At 65.5% G+C, this 22,308-nt stretch carries 13 protein-coding genes; 6 read left to right on the top strand and 7 right to left on the bottom strand.

Going from position 1 to position 22,308, the window contains the following annotated elements; translation table 11 throughout:
- Positions 1-24 precede the first annotated feature (24 nt).
- From JQ616_RS39760 to JQ616_RS05715, 5 genes are all read left to right on the top strand, one after another.
- Entirely contained in the window at positions 25-7,530 is a 7,506-nt protein-coding gene (locus JQ616_RS39760) for an Ig-like domain-containing protein (protein ID WP_212013177.1), read from the top strand.
- A gap of 180 nt (positions 7,531-7,710) precedes the next feature.
- The gene (locus JQ616_RS05730) at positions 7,711-8,916 is read left to right on the top strand and encodes an ABC transporter substrate-binding protein (RefSeq protein ID WP_212012861.1); all 1,206 of its coding nucleotides are present in this window, start codon (positions 7,711-7,713) and stop codon (positions 8,914-8,916) included.
- A 133-nt stretch (positions 8,917-9,049) separates the two neighbouring features.
- Positions 9,050-9,844, top strand: a complete 795-nt coding sequence (locus JQ616_RS05725; RefSeq protein ID WP_212012860.1) for an enoyl-CoA hydratase — start codon at positions 9,050-9,052, stop codon at positions 9,842-9,844.
- Between the two features lie 15 nt (positions 9,845-9,859).
- Positions 9,860-10,615, top strand: coding sequence for a VOC family protein (locus JQ616_RS05720; protein WP_212013156.1), 756 nt, complete (start codon positions 9,860-9,862; stop codon positions 10,613-10,615).
- Positions 10,616-10,843: 228 nt separating this feature from the next.
- The gene (locus tag JQ616_RS05715; RefSeq protein WP_212012859.1) at positions 10,844-12,958 is read left to right on the top strand and encodes an acetate--CoA ligase family protein; all 2,115 of its coding nucleotides are present in this window, start codon (positions 10,844-10,846) and stop codon (positions 12,956-12,958) included.
- Between the two features lie 161 nt (positions 12,959-13,119).
- Here the strand turns inward: JQ616_RS05715 and JQ616_RS05710 are convergent, their stop codons facing one another.
- The 7 genes from JQ616_RS05710 to JQ616_RS05680 all read right to left on the bottom strand — a co-directional run bounded on the left by JQ616_RS05710 (position 13,120) and on the right by JQ616_RS05680 (position 21,317).
- Positions 13,120-13,920 carry an enoyl-CoA hydratase/isomerase family protein gene (locus JQ616_RS05710; protein WP_024582673.1) on the bottom strand — a complete coding sequence of 267 codons (801 nt, stop codon included), beginning with the start codon at positions 13,918-13,920 and terminating at the stop codon, positions 13,120-13,122.
- 17 nt (positions 13,921-13,937) lie between these two features.
- Positions 13,938-15,098, bottom strand: a complete 1,161-nt coding sequence (locus JQ616_RS05705) for an acyl-CoA dehydrogenase family protein (RefSeq protein ID WP_018269158.1) — start codon at positions 15,096-15,098, stop codon at positions 13,938-13,940.
- A 30-nt stretch (positions 15,099-15,128) separates the two neighbouring features.
- The gene (locus JQ616_RS05700) at positions 15,129-16,196 is read right to left on the bottom strand and encodes an acyl-CoA dehydrogenase family protein (RefSeq protein WP_212012858.1); all 1,068 of its coding nucleotides are present in this window, start codon (positions 16,194-16,196) and stop codon (positions 15,129-15,131) included.
- Positions 16,197-16,426: 230 nt separating this feature from the next.
- Positions 16,427-17,278: an IclR family transcriptional regulator gene (locus JQ616_RS05695; protein ID WP_212012857.1), complete on the bottom strand. Its 852-nt coding sequence runs from the start codon at positions 17,276-17,278 to the stop codon at positions 16,427-16,429.
- 2 nt (positions 17,279-17,280) lie between these two features.
- Complete coding sequence (locus JQ616_RS05690) at positions 17,281-18,414, bottom strand: NADH:flavin oxidoreductase/NADH oxidase (protein ID WP_212012856.1); 1,134 nt, start codon at positions 18,412-18,414, stop codon at positions 17,281-17,283.
- A 44-nt stretch (positions 18,415-18,458) separates the two neighbouring features.
- Positions 18,459-19,673, bottom strand: a complete 1,215-nt coding sequence (locus tag JQ616_RS05685) for an ABC transporter substrate-binding protein (RefSeq protein WP_212012855.1) — start codon at positions 19,671-19,673, stop codon at positions 18,459-18,461.
- 15 nt (positions 19,674-19,688) lie between these two features.
- Positions 19,689-21,317: an AMP-binding protein gene (locus JQ616_RS05680; protein WP_249136408.1), complete on the bottom strand. Its 1,629-nt coding sequence runs from the start codon at positions 21,315-21,317 to the stop codon at positions 19,689-19,691.
- A 193-nt stretch (positions 21,318-21,510) separates the two neighbouring features.
- Here JQ616_RS05680 and JQ616_RS05675 point away from each other — a divergent pair, with 193 nt between their 5' ends.
- Entirely contained in the window at positions 21,511-22,272 is a 762-nt protein-coding gene (locus JQ616_RS05675; protein ID WP_212012854.1) for an N-acyl homoserine lactonase family protein, read from the top strand.
- Positions 22,273-22,308 lie beyond the last annotated feature (36 nt).

Raw genomic sequence — 22,308 nt, 5'->3', positions numbered from 1 at the left:
CACATGCATATTGCCGAGGTCCTTGTGTCGAACCCCGTTGTTCTCACGCTGACGACCAGCGATCCCGTCCACGATTACACCCAGCTCTACAACGCGATCTCGGCGATCAGCGTCGGCGGTGGCCTCGCTGCGGCGAACACCGACTACGTCATCAACTTCTCGCTTTCGTCAGGCGCGCGCACGTTGCAGCTGCTCGACGATCTGCCGGCCATCAACCTGATGAACGGCTCGACGCTCACCTTCGACGGCAACTCCGACTACAACAATCAGCTCGGCGGCCAGGACTACAGCGACGTCATCGATGCGCGCGGCTTTCAGGGCTTTGTCGTCACCTCAGGCACGGTGACGTTCAAGAACCTCACCATCATCAACGCGGTTGCGAGCGGCGGCAATGGCGGCGTCGGCGGTGGCGGCGGCGGCGCGGGCCTCGGCGGCGGCCTGTTCGTCGGACAGAACGCCAACGTCACGCTGAACAATGTCAATTTCGGCAGCAACACCGCGAAGGGCGGCAATGGCGGCGCAGTCGATCCGGCCGGTGGCGGCGGTGGTGGCGGCGGCATCGGTGCCGATGGCGGCAGCGGCAATGGTGGTGGCGGCGGTGGCGGCGGCTTCGGCGGCCAGGACTACTACGGCTATCATGGCACCGGCGGCAACGGGTACAGCGAGGCGGGCTCTGACACCCAGCATCCCTCGACCGGCGCAAACAATGCGAGTGGCACACCGGCGACGATCGGCGGCGCGGCGGGCGGCGGGCAGGGCGCCGACAATTACGGCGGCATCGGCTACGGCGCGCATGCCGGCGGTGGCGCGGATGGCGGCGGCGGTGGCGGCGGCGTCGGTGGTGGTGGCGGCGGCATCGGTGGCGGCAACTCGGTGGCTGGCATTGGCGGTGCTGGCTACGGCGGCGTGGGCGGCATTGGCGGCGGAGGCGGTGGCGGCATTTATGCCGGCGGCAACGGCGGGTTCGCTGGCGGTGGCGGCGGATCGGGTAACGGCAGCGGCTATGTGCATACCGGCGGCAATGGCGGCTTCGGCGGCGGCGGCGGCGGATCGAACGGCACGCCCGGCACCGGCGGCTTCGGTGCGGGCAGCGGCTCGCTCGCCGGCGGCGGTGGCGGCGGCCTCGGCGCCGGCGGCAACATCTTCGTTCAGCAGGGCGGCACGCTGACCGTCATCGGCGGCACCCTGTCGGGTGCCACCGAGACCGGCGGCACCGGCGCCAATGGCGCCGGCAACGGCTCGGCCTATGGCGACATCTTCATCCAGGGCACGATGGTCGTCACGCCGACGCACACCGTTTCCACGGTCTTCGAGGGATTGCAGACCGTCACCACGCTGACGATCGCCGACACCATCGCGGACGAGAAGGGAATCAGCGGCACCGGCACGACCGGAAAGTTGCAAATATCCGGCGGCGGCACGCTGACGCTGACCGGCGCGAGCACGTATGTCGGCGGCACCCAGATCGACGCCGGCAACACGCTCTCGATCACCGCCGACAACAATATTGGCGGCTCGGCCGGCGCGCTGATCCTCAACGGCGGCACGCTGACCACGACCGGCGGCTACACCTTCACCCACGACATCCAGGTCACCGCCGCTGGCGGCACCTTTGACATCTCGTCCGGCACGATCGCCGACACGGGCGCGATCAGCGGCTCCGGCACGTTCACGCTGTCGGGTGCCGGCACGTTGCAGCTCGGGATGGGTCAGCTCGCAGGGCTGACCGGGACGCTCAACCTGAGCGGTGGGCACCTCGGGTTGACGACCGGCGGCATTTTTGACGACGCGATCGTGGTCGGCGGCAATTCCGTTGTTGCGGTCGGGACTGGCGCGACCGTCACCGACACGGCGTTGATCAGCGGCGGCGGCAATCTCGGCATCGACGGCGGCGGCACCTTCGTGCTCGGCCATGCCAACACCTATGGCAGCACGACGATCTATTCCGGCACCGCCTGGCTCACGACCTATGGCGCTGCCGGCAGCGGCAACATCTCGTTCACGACGGGCCTCGGCGGCACGCTGAAGATCGACGACGCCGCGCTGAACGGCAATGCGTTCACCAACACGATCTCGAATTTCAATCCCGGTCAGAAGATCGATCTCACCGGGTTGGCGTACAACACCCAGAACCCGTCGCTCAACACGGTCAGCCTGTCCGGCAACACGCTCTCGATTTCGAACGGCACCACGACCGACACGCTGACCGTGACCGGGCTCGACGGCGGCACCCGCTTCCAGCTCACGCAGGATGCGAATGGCGGCACGGTCGTGCAGATCGTCTCGACGCGCGTGTTCAATGTGGCCAGCGTCGCCGATCTCAATGCGGCGATCCTGCAAATGGATTCCGGCGGGCAGAACGCCGCGCAGAATGCCAACTACACGATCAACATCACGGCGAACTTCAGCCTGACGTCGGAGCTGCTCGCCTTCAACCTGCTGAGCGGATCGAGCGTCACGATCAACGGCAGCGACGGCCATGGCGGCACCTACACGATCGACGGACTCAACGCCCAGCGTGGCTTCTTCGTCTATGCGGGTAACGTCAATCTCGAGAACCTGACCATCCAGAACACGGTCGCGGTGGGCGGCGGTGTGACCCGCGGCGGCGGTGGCGGCGGCGCCGGGCTCGGCGGCGCGCTGTTCATCTCGTCGAACGGCAGCGCGACGATCGACAATGTCACCTTCCACAACAGCGCCGCGATCGGGGGCAATGGCGGCAGCGGCGGCACTGGAAGTATCACCAGCTTCTACGGCTTGGGCGGCGGCGGTGGGATGGGCGGCCGCGGCGGAAGCAGCGGCGGCGGCGGGATCGGTCTCGGCGCCCAAGGCTCCGACTCCTACATCACCACCGCCGGTGCGGGTGGCATTGTGCCTGGCGCAGCCAGCGGCGGCAAAGGCAGCGATGGATACAACTTCCCCTATAATGGCGGATATATCCCCAACTACGGAGCAGGCGGGGCAGGCGGTGCCAATGGCGGCGGCGGCGGCGCCGGGGGAGAAGTCGGCATCAATACCCGCGCGAACGGGGCCGGCGGCGGCATCGGCGGTGGAAATTCGCTTAACGGCGGCAACGGCGGTTACGGTGGCGGCGGCGGCGCCGGTGGCAATGGCGGCTTCGGCGGTGGCGGCGGCTACGGCGGCAATGGCGGCTTCGGTGGCGGCGGCGGCATCGGCGCCATGGGCGGCTTCGGCGGCGGCAATGGCGGCACCAACGGCAACGGCGCGCCGGGTGGCGGCGGCGGCCTTGGTGCAGGCGGCACCGTGTTCGTTCAGGAAGGCGGTTCGCTGACCATCAAGGGCGGCTCGCTCTCCAACGATTCCGGCTTCAACGCCGTCGCCGGCGGCACCAATGGCATCGGCCAGGCCAGCGGCTCGGCATACGGCTCCGGCATCTTCATCCAGGGCAACAACAACCTCAGCTTCACGCCTGCAAGCGGCCAGACGCTGACGGTCGCCAACGACATTGCCGACCAGAGCGGCAATGGCGGCACAGGCGCCAATGCAGGCGTCGGCAGTCTCGTGATCAGCGGCGGCGGCACCGTCATTCTCGGCGGCAACAACACCTACACCGGCAACACCACGGTCAGCGGCGCCGGCACAACGGTGTCGATCTCGTCCAACGTCAATCTCGGCGCGGTCAGCAACGTGCTGAAGCTCGGCGACGGCACCGGCATCAGCTTTACCGACGGCTTCACGCAGACCCGCAACATCACCGTCGCCGGCGATCCGGTCTTCAATGTCGCCGCCGGCGAGACCGTCACCCAGAGCGGCGTCATCTCGGATGGCGCGACGCCGGGTGATGTCGAGGTCACCGGCGGCGGCCGGCTGGTGCTGTCCGCGCACAACACCTATTCGGGCGGCACCGTCGTCAAGGGCTCGATCCTCGAACTGGCGGCGAGCGGCGCGGCAGGTACCGGCGGGATCGCCTTCACCGACGGCTCTACCGAGAAGCTCGTGCTCGATGCCGCGGCATTCTCCGGCACTTCGTTCAGCACGTCGATCACCGGCTTTGCCGGCGGCGATACCATCGATTTCAGCAATCTCGCCTATGACGCGACGGCGACGCTGTCCTATGCAAACGGCGTGCTGCTGGTGAAGAGCAGCGGCGGCGCGACGCTCGCCTCGCTCAATCTGAGTTTCGGCGCCGGCGCCTCGTTCGGCTCGCTGATGCTGGCGTCCGACGGCTCGGCCTCGCCGCATCTCGAAATCCGGTCACAGGCGAGCATTGCCTCGGTCACGGCTGATACCACTGGTCACCTCACGACGCTGAACACCGGCAAGGTCGTCACCATCACCGTCGGCTTCAGCAACACCGTGAGCGTGACCGGCGCGCCGGAGCTGCTGCTCAGTGACGGCAAAGTTGCGACCTATGTCAGCGGCGGCGGATCGCAGGCACTGGTGTTCAGCTACACGGTGCAGGACGGCGACAGCACGTCCGATCTGCAAGTGCAGAGCCTGTCGCTCAACGGCGGAACGATCAAGGATCCCGGCGGCCAGGACGCCGACGTCACCCATGCGGCGACCGATCTGCATCTGGTGATCGATGCGATCGCGCCGACCGTGTCGGTGGCGGCAAGCTCGACCTCGCTGCTGGCTGGACTAACCTCGACCGTTACCTTCACCTTCTCCGAGGCGGTCACGGGATTCGCGCTTGCGGACACGACGGTGAGCGGCGGTGCACTGAGCAACCTCGTCCATGTCGGCCTCAACGCAGCGCATCAGGACATCTACGCGGCGACCTTCACGCCTGACGTGACCAATTCCGAGGCGGGTGCGGTGCAGGTCACCGCGTCAAGCTATACCGACATTGCCGGAAACGCCGGCGCGGCAAGCAGTCCGATCACATTCACGGGCGATACCAAGGCGCCGACGGTGTCGGTCACCGCCGATCACAGCACGCTCACGGCCGGCGATACCGCGCTCGTCACCTTCACCTTCTCCGAGGCCGTCATCGGCTTCGGCCTGGGCGACGTCACCGTCAGCGGCGGCGCGCTGGGCAATCTCACCCATGTCGGCGTCGATGGCTCCGGCCATGACGTCTACACCGCGACGTTCACGCCCGACGTGACCAACACTGAAACGGGTTCGGTGCAGGTCAACACATCGAGCTATAGCGACGTTGCCGGCAATTCCGGGTCGTCGAGCAACACGATCAATTTCACCGGCGATACCAAGGCGCCGACGGTGTTGGTTTCGGCCGACCATGCCACGCTACTCGCCGGCCAGACCGCGGTCGTGACCTTCACCTTCTCCGAGGCGGTCGCAGGCTTCGCGCTCGGCGATGTCAGCGTCAGCGGCGGCGCGCTGGGTAATCTCGTCCATGTCGGCGTCAATGGCTCCGGCCAGGACATCTACACTGCGACCTTCACGCCCGATGTCACCAACGCCGAGGTCGGATCGGTCGAGGTCAACGCATCGAGCTACAGCGATACGGCCGGCAATGCCGGTGCTGTCAGCAACACGATCAATTTCACCGGCGATACCAAAGCGCCGACGGTCTCCGTCACGCTCAATCCGGACGCGGTGCTGGCCGGCGACCTCTCGGTTGCGACCTTCACCTTCTCGGAGGCGGTGTCCGGCTTCAGCCTTGGCGATACCACCGTGCATGGCGGCGCGCTGAGCAATCTGGTGCATGTCGGGCTCAACGGCGCGGGCGAGGACGTCTACACCGCGACTTTCACGCCTGATGTCAGCGACACTGAGACCGGCTCGGTGAAGGTCAATGCATCGAGCTATACCGACGTTGCCGGCAATTCCGGCGCGGCGAGCAACACTGCCACGATCGGCGGCGATACGCTGGCGCCGACGGTGTCGATCGCGGCCGACCGTAACGCGTTGCTGGCGGGCCAGACCGCGCTTGTGACGTTTACCTTCTCCGAAGAGATCGCGAGCTTCGCGCTCAGCGATGTCACCGCACAGGGCGGGGCGCTCGGCCATCTGATCCATGTCGGCGTCAACGCATTGGGCCAGGACATCTACACCGCGATCTTCACGCCGGATGAAAGCAACACCGAGGCAGGCTCGGTGCAGGTCACGGCGTCAAGCTATACCGACGTTGCCGGCAACACCGGTGCGGCGAGCAACACCGTCAATTTCACCGGCGATACCAAGGCGCCGACAGTGTCGGTTGCCGCGAGCCCAAGCACGGTGCTGGCCGGGCAGGCTTCGGTTGTCACCTTCACCTTCTCCGAGCATGTCGCGGGCTTCGCGCTCGGCGACACCGTCGTCGCCGGCGGAGCGCTGAGCAATCTGGTCCATGTCGGGCTCAATTTGTCGGGCCAGGACGTCTACACCGCGCTGTTCACGCCTGATATCAACGATGTGCTGGCGGGCTCGATCCGGGTCATTGCCTCGAGCTATGCCGACGATGCCGGCAACGCCGGCGCGGCGAGCAACACCGCGACCATCGGTGGCGACACGCATGCGCCGACGGTGTCGGTGGCGGCCAATCACACCGTGCTGCATGCCGGCGACGCGGCGCTGATGACCTTCACCTTCTCCGAGGCCGTCGCGGGCTTCGGGCTCGGCGACATCACCGTGCACGGCGGCCTGATGGGCAGCCTGGTCCATGTCGGACTGAACGGCTCCGGCCAGGATATCTACACCGCGATCTTCACGCCTGATGTCACCGACCATCTGTCGGCAAATCTGTCGGTAGCCGGCGCGAGCTACACCGACATCGCCGGCAATGCCGGCGCGGCAAGCAGCAGCATCGCCTTCTCGGGCGACACCAAGGCGCCGTCGGCGCCTCGGCTGGCTTTGCATCAGGATACGGGGGTTTCCGGTTCCGATCACATCACCAGCAATCCGCTGATCGACTACACCAAGTCCGATGCGGCCGACACACTGCGCTTCAAGGCCGACGGCGCGTCGGGCTTCTCGACGGTGGCGCCGGTCTTCACGACTGATGGCGTGCACTCCGTAACAGTGCAGGAACTCGACGCCGCCGGCAATGTCAGCGCGTCGTCCAGCCTGACCTTCACCCTCGACACCACTGCGCCCCATCTCACCGGGATCACGGCGACGCCGTCCGGCGGCGTTGCGGCACCGGGCGCGCTGGTGCAACTGACGGTCGGCTTCAGCGAGGCGGTTCGCGTCATCAGCGGCACGCCGACACTGACGCTGAACGATGGCGGCAGCGCGATCTACGATGCCGCTGCCACGACGCTGCTCGGCGATCCCTCGAAGCTCGTGTTCGATCACATCGTGTCGTCGACCGATCGCGCCGCCTCGCTGGCGGTAACCAGCTTCGCCGCCAATGGCGCAAGTGTGATCGACCTGGCCGGTAATGCGGCCTCGCTGTCAGCCGTGTCCGCCGTCTTCGATGCGCTGCACATCAACGAGACAACGGCGCCGGCCTACACGATCGGGGCGATCACCCGGCCGGAGCTGCATCTCGATCTCGGCGGTCACGTCATCATGGATGCGACGGCATCGGCGTTCGCCGGTCATTATGGCATGCAGTACCTGTTCCTCGGGCTGCCCGCCGGAACGCCCTATCAGACCGTGCCTGACTTCCATCTCTGATCGCACCTCTTATCGCGTTCGCAGGCGCGCCGCCGGTATCGCCGGCGCAGCGCGTCATTCCGGCTAGCGGAAAACAGATTGCTGCCGCTGCGGCTTGCTGCAGTGCGGGCCATGCGGCATGATCCGCTCCTCGAAACGGACCTGACAGAATGAGGTCCGCATCTCCAGGGGAGGGTTTGAATGAGACGAGTTTTGGCTGGCGTGTTGGCCTGTGTGTTTGCGATCTCGGCGAATGCGTCGCTGGCGCAGGACAAGCCTCCGCTGAAGCTCGGCGGCATCCTCGATATGTCGAGCCTTTATGCCGACATCACCGGCACGGGCAGCGAGACCGCGGCCAAGATGGCGGCGGAGGATTTCGGCGGCACGGTGCTCGGCCGCAAGATCGAGATCGTGGTCGGCGACCATCTCAACAAGGCCGACCTTGCCGCCAACATCGCCCGCGACATGATCGACAACCAGGGTGTCGAGATGATCTTCGACGTCGCGGCGTCCGCGACTGCGCTTGCCGCCGGCGAGATCGCCAAGGCGCGCGGCAAGATCATCATGTTCAACGGGCCGGGCTCGATCCGCCTGACCAACGAGGCCTGCGGCCCCTATACCGTGCACTACGTGTTCGACACCTTCGCGCAGGCCAATGTGACCGGGCTTGCCGCGGTGAAATCCGGCCTCGATACCTGGTTCTTCCTGACCGCGGATTACGCCTTCGGCCAGGACCTGGAAAAGGACACCAGCAATGTCGTGGTGAAGTCGGGCGGCAAGGTGCTCGGCAGCGTGCGGCATCCGATCAACACCTCGGACTTCTCGTCCTTCCTGCTGCAGGCGCAGGCCTCGAAGGCCAAGGTGATCGGGCTCGCCAATGCCGGCGGCGACACCATCAACGCGATCAAGCAGGGTGCCGAGTTCGGCATCACCAAGGGCGGCCAGAAGATCTCGCCGCTGCTGGCCTTCGTGACCGACATCGACAGCGTCGGGCTGGAGACCGCGCAGGGCCTGTTGCTCGCGGAAGCGTTCTATTGGGATCTCAATGACGACACCCGCGCATTCTCAAAGCGCTTCATGGAACGCACCAAGCGGGTGCCGACCTCGGCCCAGGCCGGCGTCTACTCCTCGGTGCTGCATTATTTGCAGGCGGTGAAGGCCGCCGGCACCACGGATGCCGCCGCTGTCATGAAGGTGATGAAAGAGACCCCGATCAACGACATGTTCGCCAAGAACGGCCGGATTCGCGAGGACGGCCGCATGGTGCACGACATGTATCTGTTCGAGGTCAAGAAGCCCTCGGAGTCGAAGGGCCGCTGGGACGATTACAAGCTGCTCGCGACCGTGCCGGGCGACCAGGCGTTCCAGCCGCTGTCGGAATCGCGCTGCCCGCTGGTGAAGAAATAACAATGTTCCGCCGTCATTGCGAGGAGCGATAGCGACGAAGCAATCCATCTTCCGGATTGAGGCATGGATTGCTTCGCTTCGCTCGCAATGACGACGTCAGGTTCAGACCAACAACAACGAAAGGCAAAACGCCATGAGCGACAATCAGATGGTCCTGCAATCCCTCGACCAGGGTCTCCTCACCATCACCATGAACCGCCCTGATCGGCGCAATGCGCTCAATCCGGACATGACACAAGGTCTCGTCGAGGCGGCGCGGCGCGCGCAGGATGATACCGAGGTGCGGGCAGTGCTGATCCGCGGCGCCGGCGGCACCTTCTGCGTCGGCGGTGACGTCAAATCGATGGCGGCAGGCCGCGCGCCGCTGCCGTTCGAAGCCAAGATGGCCAATCTGCGCCGCGGCATGGAGGTCTCGCGCATCCTGCATACGATGCCGAAGCCAGTGGTGGCGCAGCTCGATGGTGCCGCGGCCGGCGCAGGGCTCTCGATCGCGCTGTCCTGCGACCTCCGTGTTGCCAGCGCCTCCTGCAAGATCACCACCGCCTTTGCCAAGGTCGGCTTCTCCGGCGACTACGGCGGCACCTATTTCCTCACCAAGATGCTCGGCAGCGCCAAAGCGCGCGAGCTCTACATGATGTCGCCGGTGCTGTCGGCACAGGAGGCCTATAATCTCGGCATGGTCTCCAAGGTGGTCCCCGATGCCGACATCGAGGCCGAGGCGCTGGAGCTCGCACGCTCGCTGGCGCAGGGCCCGTCGGTGGCGCTCGGCTACATCAAGCGCAACATCAACAATGCCGAGACCATGACGCTGGAGGCCTGCTTCGACGGCGAGGCGATCCACCACACCCGCGCCGGCGAGACCACCGACCACAAGGAAGCGGCGAAGGCCTTCGTCGAGAAGCGCAAGCCCACCTTCCAGGGTCAGTAAGCCGTGACCAATCACATGGCCGAGTACATGCGGTTGCGGCAGATCTGCCTGGTGGCGCCGCAGCTCGCGCCCGTGATCGCGGACATCTCCGCGATCATGGGCCTCAACGTCTGTTACCGCGACGGCAACGTGGCCAAATACGGGCTCGAGAACGCGCTGCTGCCGGTCGATACGATCCTTCTCGAAGTGGTCGCGCCGTTCCAGCCGGGACCGGGCACGGCGGCCGGCCGCTTCATCGAGAAGACCGGCCGCCGCGGCGGCTACATGGCGATCTTCTGCTGCGAGGATCCCGATGCGCGCGGCGCCAAGGCCAATGCGATGGGCGTGCGCACGGCGAACGTGATCACCCACGCGCCGTATCACGGCGTGCAACTGCACCCGCGCGACTGCCGCGCCGCGTTCATCGAGTTCAACCACACCGATGGTAGCGACGATGTGCTCGGGCCGTATCCGCCGGCTGGGCCGGACTGGCAGAAGTCGATCCGCAAGGACACGACTTTGGCGTTGACCGAGGTCGAGATGCAGAGCCCCGAGCCGCAGGCACTGGCGGCGCATTGGGGCAGGATCGTCGGCGTTCCCGCTGACGGCGCCGTGGTGAAGCTGCCGAATGCGACCTTCCGCTTCGTCAAGGGTGCCGGCGAGATCATGAGCGGCTTGACGTTCAAGGTCGCCGACAAGGCCAGGGTGCTGGGTGCCGCGAAAGCCAGGGGCTGCGCGGTAGCGGGGGATGAGTTCCTGCTCTGCGGCGTGACGTTCAAGCTGATCGCGTGACGTTCCGATCTTCTTACCGTCATCCTGAGGAGCGCGCAGCGCGTCTCGAAGGATGCACGGCCCGGCTGGTGGCCGTTCATCCTTCGAGGCTCGCCCAGCGGCGCAATTGCGCCGCAAGGCTCGCACCTCAGGATGACGGGGAACGACTGGTGCTTGCGGGATGAGCGATTGAGCTCGCGGCGGCGATTCAATATCGTGGCTCACAACAATAACAACCGGAACGCCCCCATGCCGCATCCGCTCGATTCCTTCTTCGCCCCAAAGAGCATCGCGCTGATCGGCGCCTCGCGCGATCACGAGAAGATTCCCGGGCGGCTGCTGGCGATGCTGCGCAAGAACGGCTATCCGGGCGGGCTCTATCCGATCAATCCGAACTATGACGAGATCGACGGCTTGACATGCTTCAAGTCGATCACCGACATCGATGCGCCGATCGATCTTGCCGTCATCGTGATTCCCGCGCGTGCTGTGCTGCCGGCGCTGGAGCAGTGCGCGGCCGCCCGCGTCAAGAACGCGGTCATCATCTCCTCCGGCTTTGCCGAGGAGGGCGGCGACAGCGCAGCGATGCAAGATGCGATCGTGGCGCTGGCGAAGCGGAGCGGGATGCGGATCTCCGGCCCGAACGCCGAAGGGTTTTACAGCCAGGTGCAGAAGGTCGCCGCGACCTTCAGCCCGACCGTCGACGTCAAGCCGAATGCGCCCGCGCTGGTCGCAAGCCAACGGCGGATCGGCATCGTCGCGCAGAGCGGCGGTATCGGCTTTGCGATCTATCATCGCGCCAAGGCGCTCGGTGTTGCCCTCAGCTATGTCGTCAGCGCCGGCAATGAGAGCGATCTCGGTGCCGGTGAGTTCCTCGACTACATGGTGCAGGATGCCTCGACCGACGTGATCCTGCTTTTCATCGAGGGCATCCGCGACGTCGAAAAGTTCCTGGCGGCGGCGAAGCGCGCGGCAGAGCTCAGGAAGCCCGTGATCGTCACCAAGGTGGGCCGCTCCGGCGCCGGCGAACGCGCGGCGGCCTCGCACACCGCGAGCATGGCGGGCTGGTCCGCGGCCTATGACGCGGTGTTCGCGAAATACGGCTTCATCGTCTCCAACGATCTCGACGAGGCGGTGACGATTGCTGCCGTGTTGACCACCAGTCCGCTGCCGAAGGGCGATCGCGTCGCGGTGCTGACGGTGTCCGGCGGCGCCGGCATTTGGGGCGCCGATACCGTCTCGATGCAGGGCCTGCGTGTGCCGGAGCTGTCGGCTGATATCCAGAGCCGGATCAAGCAATGGATGCCGTCTTACGGCGCGGCGGGCAATCCGGTCGACGTGACAGCGCAAGGCGTCTCCTCCGGCGGCTTGCAGAAGAGCATCGAGCTGTTCGATGCCTCCGATGAGGTCGATGCGACGCTGGTCGTGCTATCGCTGTCGAGCGAAACGCGGATGCCGTTCAAGGAAGCCGAGCTGAAGCCGGTGCTCTCGGCGCAGAACAAGCCGGTGGTGTTCTATTCCTACACGCTGCCGTCGCACTTCGCGCGGCAGGAGCTAGCGAAATCAGGTGTCGTCGTGCTCTCGGGGTTGACCCATGTCGGAGTTGCGATGCGGCGGCTGGCGGATTATGCGGCCTTCAAGCCGGCGCCTGAGATGGCGGCATCTGCCTCGACGGCGCACGATCTGTCTGCGCATCTCGCGTCGAAGACGCTGTCTGAATATGACAGCAAGTCGCTGCTGCGCACGGCCGGCATCGCGCTGCCCGACGAGGTGCTGGTGACCGATCGCGATGGCCTCGACGCCGCGATCGAGCGCACCGGATTTCCGCTGGTCATGAAGATCCAGTCGCCCGCGATTGCGCACAAGAGCGAGGTCGGGGGCGTCCGCGTCAACATCGCCGCCAAGGGCGCGGCGTTTACGGCCTATCGCGACATGCTGGAGAGCGTACAGAGGCAGCGGCCGGATGCGGCGATCCAGGGCGTGCTGGTCGGGCCGATGGCCAGGAAGGGCGTCGAAATCATCGTCGGCACCATGACGGACGCAACCTTCGGGCCGATGGTGATGGTGGGGCTCGGCGGCATCACCACCGAGCTGTTCAAGGACGTGGTCTATCGCCCGGCGCCGGTCAGCCCGGCCGAGGCGACCGGGATGCTGGAGACGCTCAAGGCCGCGCCGCTGCTGCACGGCTTCCGTGGCGCGCCAAAGGCGGATGTCGCAGCGCTCGCGCGGTTGATTTCGCAGATTTCAGTGCTGGCGGCGCAGCATGCAGGCGAGATCGCCGAGATCGAGGTCAATCCGGTGCTGGTGCATCCGGAGGGGCAGGGCGTGACGATCGTCGATGCGCTGGTGGTACCGAGGAGATAGCGAGCTATCTCCTCACCGTCGTCCCGGCGAAGGCCGGGACCCATAACCACCGAGTGTGGTTGGAGAAGCAAGTTAACGCCGCTTGTGCCCTTTCCGCTGGCCGCGGCGTATGGGTCCCGGCTTTCGCCGGGACGACGCGATGGGAGAGCGGCGCTCGCGGCTCACCGCCCCTTGAAGTTGGCGACGCGGCGCTCAGCTGTCGCCTTGACACCTTCCTTGAAGTCTTCGGTCGCGCGCAGCTTGGTCTGCTCTTCCAGCTCATGGTTGGTCGCGGCGAGCACGCGGTCGGCGAGGCCGGCGCGCATGGTGGCGCGGGTCGAGACCAGGCCGAGCGGCGAGCATTCGGCGATCTCCTGCGCGAGCTTCATCGCCTCAGCCCGGACCTGGTCCTGCGGCACCAGCACATTGGCGAGGCCCCAGCGATAGGCCTCTTCGCCGGTGACGCGGCGGCTGGTGTAGAACATCAGCTCGGCATTGTTCTTGCCGATCAGTTCCGGCAGCGTCGTCGTGAGGCCGAAGCCCGGATGGAAGCCAAGCTTGGTGAAATTCGCGGCGAAGCGCGCCTCGGGGCATGCGACGCGGAAGTCGGCCGAGACCGCGAGGCCGAGACCGCCGCCGATCGCGGCGCCATGGATCGCCGCGACGATCGGCTTCTTGTTGCGGAAGATGCGCACCGCCTGAACGTAGAGATGGTTGATCGGCAGGTTGGAGGCCGGATCGCTCTTGGCGCGCTCTTCCTGCTCCTGGCGGGCCGGGTCGCCGAAATTGGCGCCGGCGCAGAACGCCTTGCCCTGGGCGGCGAGCACCGAGGCGCGGATCTCGATGTTGTTGTCGAACTCCTCCAGCGCGTCGGCGATCTGGTTGATCAGTGCGACGTCGAAGAAGTTCAGCGGCGGCTTGCGGATTTCGATCAGGCCGACATGGCCATGGGTCTCGACGCCGATATCAGTATACTTGGTCATGATCTGTCCTCGTTGAATTAACGCAAGCCCAAACCGCGGGCGATGATGCCGCGCAGCACCTCGGTGGTGCCGCCCTGGATCGTCAGTTTGGGCGCGGTCTTGATGGCGAAATCGAGTTGCTTTTCCAGCGTCTCGCGGTTGGTCGCGGTCTCCTCGACGAACGCCGCGAGATCGCGCACCCGATGCGGAAGCTGCTGCTCCCACACCGTGCCGATGTCCTTGACGATCGAGGCCTCCACCACCGGCTCCTTGCCGGCCTGCAACATGCCTGCGACCGACACCGACATGCGGCGCATGGTGTGGACCTGTGCCACCAGCCGGCCGATGCCTTCGGCGCTGCGGGTGTCCGGGTTCTTGCCGACCGCGCGCACCAGCTCGGTGAGTACGTAATAGGTCTCGAGGAAGCGCTCGGGACCGGAACGTTCATAGGCGAGCTCGGATGTCGCCTGCTTCCAGGCGCCGTCGACCTCACCCAGCACATGGTCGTCGGGCACGAAGTAGTCGGTGAACACCACCTCGTTGAACTCGAACTGGCCGGTGATCTGGCCGATCGGATTCACCTGGATGCCCGGCTGCTTCATCTTGACCAGGAACTGGGTCAGGCCGTGGCGGCGGTTTTCCTTGGTCGGCGGTGAGGTGCGGAAGATCGCGATCATGTAGTCGGCGATATGCGCCGACGAGGTCCAGATCTTGGTGCCGTTGATCAGATAGCCGCCGTCGGTCTTGGTGGCGCGGGTCTTCGCCGCGAACAGATCGGAGCCGGAGTTCGGCTCGCTCATGCCGATCGCGAAGCAGACCTCGCCGCGGCAGATGCGCGGCAGGATATCCATCTTGATGTGTTCGGGCGCATATTTCAGCAGCACCGGCCCGCTCTGGCGGTCGGCGACGAAGAAGCGCCGGGTCGGCGCGTTGGCCACCCGCATCTCTTCGGTGACGACGTAGCGTTCGAGGAACGAGCGTTCCTGGCCGCCATACTTCTTCGGCCAGGTCATGCCGAGCCAGCCCTTGGCGCCGACGCGGCGGGAGAATTCCGGCGCGTCATTGTCTTCACGGTTGGGCGCGTGGGGATCGAAGGTGCCGGCGGCGATTTCCTCGGCGAGGAAGGCGCGAACTTCCTTGCGGAGCTGCTCGCATTTTTCCGGCAGGCGGATCGGATCGAAACGAAGGGCTGCAGTCATGATGTCCAGTCCTAATCTTTCTGCCTGATCTCAGCGCGAAGCCACCAGCGGCCACAAATCATCGGCGCCACGCTCGGCGACGAGCTTGCCGAGCTCGACCGCCCAGTAGCTCTCCGAGCCGAAATCGTCGCGCCACGCCAATGCGCGCAGCGAGTAGCGGTGCAGGATGTGCTCGATGGTGAAGCCGATCGCGCCATGCACCTGATGCGCGATGCCGCTGCCCTTTTCGGCTGCTTCCGAGCAGCGGATCTTCGCCGCCGCTGCTTCCAGGAACACCGCGTCAGTGTCGAGCGAGGTCGCGCTGGCGATGGTATCCGCCGCCGAGGTCGCAGCGGCGAGCGCCGCGGCGGACTCGCCGGCAAGGCGGGCGAGGTTGTGCTGCACCGCCTGGAATTTGGATATCTTCTTCTCGAAGGCGACGCGCTCGTTGGAATAGCGCACGGAGATGTCGAGCATCGCTTCCAGCGCGCCCGCGATCTGCAGGCTGCGCACCACGCCGCCCACCAGCATCACCGTGGTCTGGTCGAAGCTCTTCGGCGCCGGCTTGGTCGTGACCGGTTGCACCTTGTCGAGCGCGACGGTGTCGTTGTGATCGCCGCCGAGGCCGGTGCTGGACTCGATCCGGCACTTCGCGGCGTCGACCAGCGCAATCGACACTCCACCATTGCCGCTCGCGAGCACGGCGAAATGCTTTGCGTCCTTCGCGAACGGCACGCCGCGGGCGCGGCCGGAGAGCGAGCCGTCGGCGTTGAGCGTGATGCGATCCTTCGGGCTCGCAGGGACAACCGTCATCTCGCCTTCGGGAGATGCGATCTTGCCCTGCGTCAGCAGCCAGCCGGCCAGCATTGTTTCGGCCAGCGGAACAGCGATGGCGTGCCGCCCGGCGACGTTGAGGACGCTGAAACCTTCGGCGAGACTGGCGCCGGAACCGCCGAGATCGTCGGGCACCCACGAGAGGGGCAGGCCGGCTTCGGTCAGCGCCTGCCACAGCGGCGCCTTCCACGCGCCCTGCTTGTCGTGATTGATGGTTTGGGCATCCGCGAGATCGGCGAAAATCTTTTCCGCGGTCTCGGCGACGATGTTTTCACTCTCCGCCACAGCGTTCCTCGTGTTGATTGGCTTGGGCTGGCCGTTCGGCCGCGCCGTGCTTGCGATGTTGTCTTGCGCTCAATGATGCGGAAAAGCCATAGCCGTGACAAGCGCTGCCCGCAGGGCCACTTGCGCGGACGGCATGAAGCCGGACGTGGCGCATGAATTCCGCATAGTGAACTTTCGAAGGCCTCGGTTTGTATGCCACGCGCGGCAGGAAATCGGCCGGTGACATTAGTTCAGTCCGCCAGATGAAACTCGATCGCCTTCCGCATCATGTCGGCGAATTCGGTCTCCTGGGTGACCAGCGCGTCGTTCAGTCCGGCCACGCACAGCACCAGCGGCTCGTTCGATTCCGCAATCGGCGGCAGGTTCATGGCAACGGCGCCCGCGCCGGGCGTGACCAGGCCGAGCGAGAAGGCATGCCCCTTGGTACGAACCTTCTTCAGCTCCGGCATGAGGGCCTTGATGTCGACCTGCCGATCCGGCCGCGGCTCGTTGGCGTTGATCAGGCGCACCAGGCGGCGGACCTCCTTGTCCGGATAGGCCGACAGCAGCGCGTAACCCGATGCGGATCGCGCCAGCGGCCGCAGCGTGCCGGCCTTGACATAGAGCCGCATCGGCAGCTTGGCCTGGATGATATGGACATACTGCGCGCTGAGCCCGTTACGCACCGCGAGCATGATGGTCTCGCCGGTTCGCGCGGAGAGCTCCTCCATCAAATTGACCAGGCGCCCCTTCGTGAACAGCGCCGGGCTCAGCCAGTGTCCCAGCATCGAGATCCGCGGGGTCGGGATATAGGTGCGGCGGCTGGTGTCGTAGTGCAGATAGCCGAACGCCGTCATCGTCCGCATCAGCGCCGAGGTGCTGGACTGCGGAAACTTCAACGCGGCTGCGACCTCGATGGCCGAAGCGGCGCGCTGGTGCTCCTCGAAGAATTCGAGCACATCGAACACGCGCCGCGCTGACTTGACGGCATTGTCCATCTTCGGCAGGTCGCGCGAGGTATCGCCGGGAAAATCGCGGCCGCCAAAGGACCGCGGGCCGGCGGCTGGGTCGGCCTTCGCTGCATCCTTCTTCGCCACCGGCATCCTTATCGTCCCTGCTGCGCCACCCGCCGCTTCAGCCACCAGCCATATTGCTCCGGCCAGCTGGTCCACTCGGGATCGCAGCCGAGCGCAAGCGCGGTCTGCGCAGGCCAGTTGGGATTCCACAGCAGTTCGCGGCCGACTGCAATAAGCGTCGCCTTGCCGTCCCGCAAAATGGCTTCGGCATAGTCCGGTTCGCGGATCAGCCCGACCGCTACCGTCGGGATGCCGGCTTCCTTCTGGATCCGCTCGGCGAACGGCACCTGGAAGCCCGGGGTGCGCGACACCAGCGAATTGCCGCGCGGCAACTTCATGCCGCCCGACGAGCAGTCCACCATGTCGATCCCGATCGCCTTCAGCTCGGCCGCAAAGGCAATGGAGTCCTCGATTGACCAGCCGATGTCGACGCCGTCGACCGAGGAGATGCGGACGAAAGCCGGCAGATGAGCGGGCCATTCCTCGCGCATGATCGCGGCGATCCGCAGCGGCAGGCGCATGCGGTTCTCGCGTGATCCGCCGTACTCGTCGTTGCGGTTGTTGGCGAGTGGCGACAGGAACGAATGCATCAGATAGCCGTGCGCGCAGTGCAGCTCGATGACGTCGTAGCCGGCGGCCCGGGCGCGGCGAAACGCCTGGCGGTAGTCGTCGACCAGGACGTCGATCTGCTCTGACGTCATCATCTGCGGCGCGGGCCAACCGTCGTCGAACGGAATGCCGCTCGACGCCGCGATCGGCCACGGGCCTTCGCCGCGCGCCTTGATGTCGGCATCGCCGAGCGGATTGCCGCCTTCCCATGGTCGCTGTGAGGAGCCCTTGCGGCCGCCATGGGCGATCTGGATCGCGGCCTTGGCGTTGAAGCCGTGGATCAGTGCGGCGAGGGCGGCATGGTCTGCGATATGCGCATCGTCCCAGATGCCGAGGCAGCCATGGGTGATGCGCCCCTGCGTGTTCACCGAGCTCTGCTCGACGAACACCAGAGCGGCACCGCCGGCGGCGAGCTTGCCGATATGAGCGGTATGCCAATCGGTGGCGCGCCCCTCACGCGCCGAATAGGTCGCCATCGGCGAGACCATGATCCGGTTCTTCAGTTCGAGATCGCGCAGTCGCAGCGGGGTAAACAGCAGCGGCAGTTCGGTCATGTGATGTCCAGACTTGCTTGTGGTTTGTGAATTCGCGAGAGCAATCATTTCTTGAGCAGCGGGCAGGCGCTCTCCTCTGATGTCGCGAAGGCTTCCTTGCCCGGGATGACCTGAACCAGCTTCTCGTAGTCCCAGGCGCCCTTGGATTCCGCCGGCGATTTCACCTGCACCAGATACATGTCGTGGATCAGCTGGCCGTCCTCGCGCAGGAATGCATTGCGGGCGAAGAAGTCGTCGATCGGCATGTTCTTCATCTGCGCGATCACCTTGGGGCCGTCGTCGGTACCGGACTTCTCGATCGCCTTGAGATAGTTCATGACTGCGGAGTAGAGCCCGGCCTGCACCATGGTCGGCCGCTTCTTGGTCCTGGCCATGAAGCGCGCGGCGAAGTCACGGGTCTTGTCGTCGAGATCCCAATAGAACGCGGTCGCAAGCTGTAGTCCCTGCGCGGCCTGCAAGCCGATGGCGTGGATGTCGCTGGTCTGCATCAGGAAGGCGGCGAGCTTCTGCTTCTGCGCCATGCCGAATTCCTGCGCCTGCCGGATCGAGTTGGCGAGGTCGCCGCCGGTATTGGCGAAGGCGATCACGTCCGCGTTCGAGCTCTGGGCCTGCAGCAGATAGGACGAGAAATCCATGCTGTTGAGCGGGTGGCGCACTTCGCCCGCGATCGTGCCGCCGACCTTCTCCACCGTCTTGGCGGCGTCGTTGCGCAAGGCGTGGCCAAAGGCGTAGTCGACCGTGACGAAGTACCAGCTCTTGGCGCCCGATTTCGCCAGCGCCCGAACCGTGCTGTTGGCGAGCGCGTAGGTGTTGTAGGTCCACTGCACCGAATTCGGCGAGCAGCCCTTTCCGGTCAGATCGGAGGAGCCGGCCGACGACACCAGCATCGCCTTGTTCTTCTGCTTGGTGAGCTCGAGCACGGCGAAGGCGACCGCGGAATTGGCGAAGTCGACGATGACATCGACATTCTCCTGCTCATACCAGCGCCGCGCGATGCCGGCGCCGATGTCGGCCTTGTTCTGATGGTCGGCATCGACCATCGTGATCGGCTTGCCCAGCACCTTGCCGCCGAAATCCGCGATCGCCATCCGGACCGCTTCGACCGCACCGGGGCCGGCGGCGTCGGCATACAGGCCGGCCTGATCGGTCAGCACCCCGATCTTGACCATGTCGTCGGAGATTTGTGCGTGGGATGGGGTGGCGAAGGCGACTGAGAGGATTGCAGCGCTCGCGGCGATCCATCCGTATGTCGATCTCATTGTCGTTCGTTTCCTCTAGCTCGATTGCCTTATGGCGTTGGTCTTGTCTTGTCGCAGGTCGATCATGCCCGGATGCGACTGCGGGTCGCGGTCCGCGCCGAGCAGCACGTGCTTCTGGATCTTGTTGGTCGAGGTCAGCGGCAGCTCGGCCACGAAGGCGATCCATGCCGGCAGCTTGAACGGCGCCAGACGTTCGCGGCAGAAACGGAAGATGTCCTGCGCGAGCTCGCGTGATGCGTCCGTGCCGTCGTTGATCACGATGAAAGCCGCGACTTCCTCGTCGCGTATCGGATCGCGCGCGGCGACTACCGCCGCCTGCTTGACCAGCGGTGACGTCGTCAGCACGGCCTCGACCTCCGCCGCCGAGATGTTCTCGCCGGCGCGCCGGACCAGGTGCTTGAGCCGGTCGACGAACACGAACGCGCCGTCTGCGTGCTGCCAGGCGCTGTCGCCGGTATGAAACCAGCCGCCGCGCCAGGCCTCTTCGGTGGCCTCCGGGTCTTTCAGATAGCCGGAGAAGAAGCCGCGCCGCGGCGTGGCTTCTGAATGGCGCACGCAGAGTTCGCCGACTGCGCCCGGCGGCAGCGCATGGTCGTCGGCATCGAGGATCGTCATTTCGAGCCCGGGTACACTGCGGCCGATCGTGTTGGTCTCCAGGTGACGCGGCTCGACGGTGTTGAAGGGGCTGCGTCCGGTTTCCGTCATGCCCCAGCCCTCGACAAAGGGGATGCCGAAGCGGTCGCGGGCGCGTGCGCGCTGCTCGGGATTGGCGCCGACGCCCATCGAGAAGCGCAGCGCGTGGGCCTTCTCGTCCGACGTCTCCGGCTGCGCGAGCAAAGCCGCGACGATCACGCCGAGATAATGCAGCACGTTGGCGCGGCAGGAGACGATGTCGCGCCAGGCCAATTTCGCGTTGAAGCGTTCGGGGAGGATCAGGCAGCCGCCGGTCAGCATCATCGCGATCGGGGTCAGCGTCAGGCCGGCCATGTGGAACAGCGGCAGCGGGCTGTAGAGGCGCTCCGTTCCCATATGATACGTCGCCTCGCCGCCGTGGCTGACGTACCAGCGGCCGGTCGAGACCACGTATTCGTTGGTCAGGATGCATCCCTTCGGCCGCGCCGTCGTGCCCGACGTATAGAGCAGCGCGGCCTCGGTCTCGCTCCCCGGTTCGCCGGCGCGCGGCGGCGGCCGCTGCGCGGGCGGGATCTTCTCCACGCTCGTGCCGAGGTCGTTACCGGAGACGGTGAGCAGCGGAACATCGCCGGTCAGCGCCTTCTGCAATTCCTTCTGCTCATGCAGCGTGACGATCAGGTCGGGCTCGGCATGCGCAATGAGATATTCGATTTCCGCCGCGCGATACGCCGGGTTGATCGGAACGATCGAGACCCCGAGGCTGTTGAGCGCCAGCCAATGCACGATGAAATCAGGCCGGTTCTCCAGCAGCAGGCAGGCGCGATGTCCATGGCCGAAGCCGGATGCGCGGTACCGGTCGCGCAACGCGCAGACCTGCCGCGCAATGTCGCCATAGGACAGTTCGACGCCATCGGGAAAGTATCCGCGGTCGGGACGCGCAGGAATGCAGAGAAAGGGTTTGAACGCCGCGGCATCTGCGGTCGCAGCGAACACGTTGAACACGGTGTACATCGTCGCGAATGTTTCCCCTGACGGCCGCAGGTCGGCGTCGACGGTGCCGGTCTGCGCGTGCTGCTTCGTTGAGCGCGTTGCCGCGATTGCGGCGTTGCGCGGAAGCTATAAGGGCGATTAATGTGCTGTCAAATCTATTATGAGTTTCCAAAAAACTCATATGTAGTTTGAAGTCAAAACGGGAGGTAACGAGATGAAGATGCATATGTTGTCGGGCGGCCGTCTGCAGATGTCGAAGCGGACCTATCTGCCCGATGCGCCGCGCGGAGAGACGATCGACCTTCCGGTGTCGTGCGTGCTGTTGCGGCATACGCAGGGCAATGTGCTGTTCGACACCGGATGCCATCCCGATGTGGCGACCGACCCTGAAGGGCGGCTCGGCACGCTCGCCAAATACATGCGCCCGATCATGCCGGCGGACGATCACGTGCTGACGAGCCTGAAGGCCGTCGGTCTTGGTCCTGATGATATCGACGTGGTGATCTGCTCTCACCTGCACACCGATCATTGCGGCTGTAACGCCTTCTTCAAGAAGGCGACGATCTTCGTCCACGCGCTCGAGATCGAGGCCGCGAATGCCGATAACGCGTTCGATCGCGGATACATCAAGGCGGATTGGGATCATGGGCTGAAGACGGAGATCTTCGATCAGCAGATGGATGTGTTCGGCGACGGCAGACTGACGCTGGTGCCGCTGCCGGGACATTCGAAGGGAACGACCGGCGCGCTGGTCAAGCTCGACAAGAGCGGCGAATACCTGCTGGCGTCCGACTCGCTCAGCGTGCGCGCCAATCTCGATCAGCGGGTCTCGCCCAAGAATAGTTTGGACGTCGATCAATTCCTGAGATCACTCGACGAGATCGCCAAGCTCGAGGCGTCGGGCGTCAAGATCATCTGCGGCCATGACGAGGCGCAGTGGGCCGGCCTGCAAAAGGGGCCGAACGCGTATACGTGAGGCGCGGTTTGCAGATGCCGTGCCGCGCGATATGGT

It is taken from the genome of Bradyrhizobium tropiciagri, assembly GCF_018130545.1.
Classification (GTDB): domain Bacteria; phylum Pseudomonadota; class Alphaproteobacteria; order Rhizobiales; family Xanthobacteraceae; genus Bradyrhizobium; species Bradyrhizobium tropiciagri_A.
Note: the sequence above shows the minus strand (reverse complement) of the source record. Positions and strands in the feature narration are given on the sequence as shown.

What these genes read in the sequence shown, in the direction of transcription:
- JQ616_RS05730 (WP_212012861.1), top strand. Translation starts at nt 7,711, where the DNA reads ATGAGACGAGTTTTGGCTGGCGTGTTGGCCTGTGTGTTTGCGATCTCG.
- JQ616_RS05725 (WP_212012860.1), top strand. Translation starts at nt 9,050, where the DNA reads ATGAGCGACAATCAGATGGTCCTGCAATCCCTCGACCAGGGTCTCCTC.
- JQ616_RS05720 (WP_212013156.1), top strand. Translation starts at nt 9,860, where the DNA reads ATGGCCGAGTACATGCGGTTGCGGCAGATCTGCCTGGTGGCGCCGCAG.
- JQ616_RS05715 (WP_212012859.1), top strand. Translation starts at nt 10,844, where the DNA reads ATGCCGCATCCGCTCGATTCCTTCTTCGCCCCAAAGAGCATCGCGCTG.
- JQ616_RS05710 (WP_024582673.1), bottom strand. Translation starts at nt 13,920, where the DNA reads ATGACCAAGTATACTGATATCGGCGTCGAGACCCATGGCCATGTCGGC.
- JQ616_RS05705 (WP_018269158.1), bottom strand. Translation starts at nt 15,098, where the DNA reads ATGACTGCAGCCCTTCGTTTCGATCCGATCCGCCTGCCGGAAAAATGC.
- JQ616_RS05695 (WP_212012857.1), bottom strand. Translation starts at nt 17,278, where the DNA reads ATGCCGGTGGCGAAGAAGGATGCAGCGAAGGCCGACCCAGCCGCCGGC.
- JQ616_RS05690 (WP_212012856.1), bottom strand. Translation starts at nt 18,414, where the DNA reads ATGACCGAACTGCCGCTGCTGTTTACCCCGCTGCGACTGCGCGATCTC.
- JQ616_RS05685 (WP_212012855.1), bottom strand. Translation starts at nt 19,673, where the DNA reads ATGAGATCGACATACGGATGGATCGCCGCGAGCGCTGCAATCCTCTCA.
- JQ616_RS05680 (WP_249136408.1), bottom strand. Translation starts at nt 21,317, where the DNA reads ATGTACACCGTGTTCAACGTGTTCGCTGCGACCGCAGATGCCGCGGCG.
- JQ616_RS05675 (WP_212012854.1), top strand. Translation starts at nt 21,511, where the DNA reads ATGAAGATGCATATGTTGTCGGGCGGCCGTCTGCAGATGTCGAAGCGG.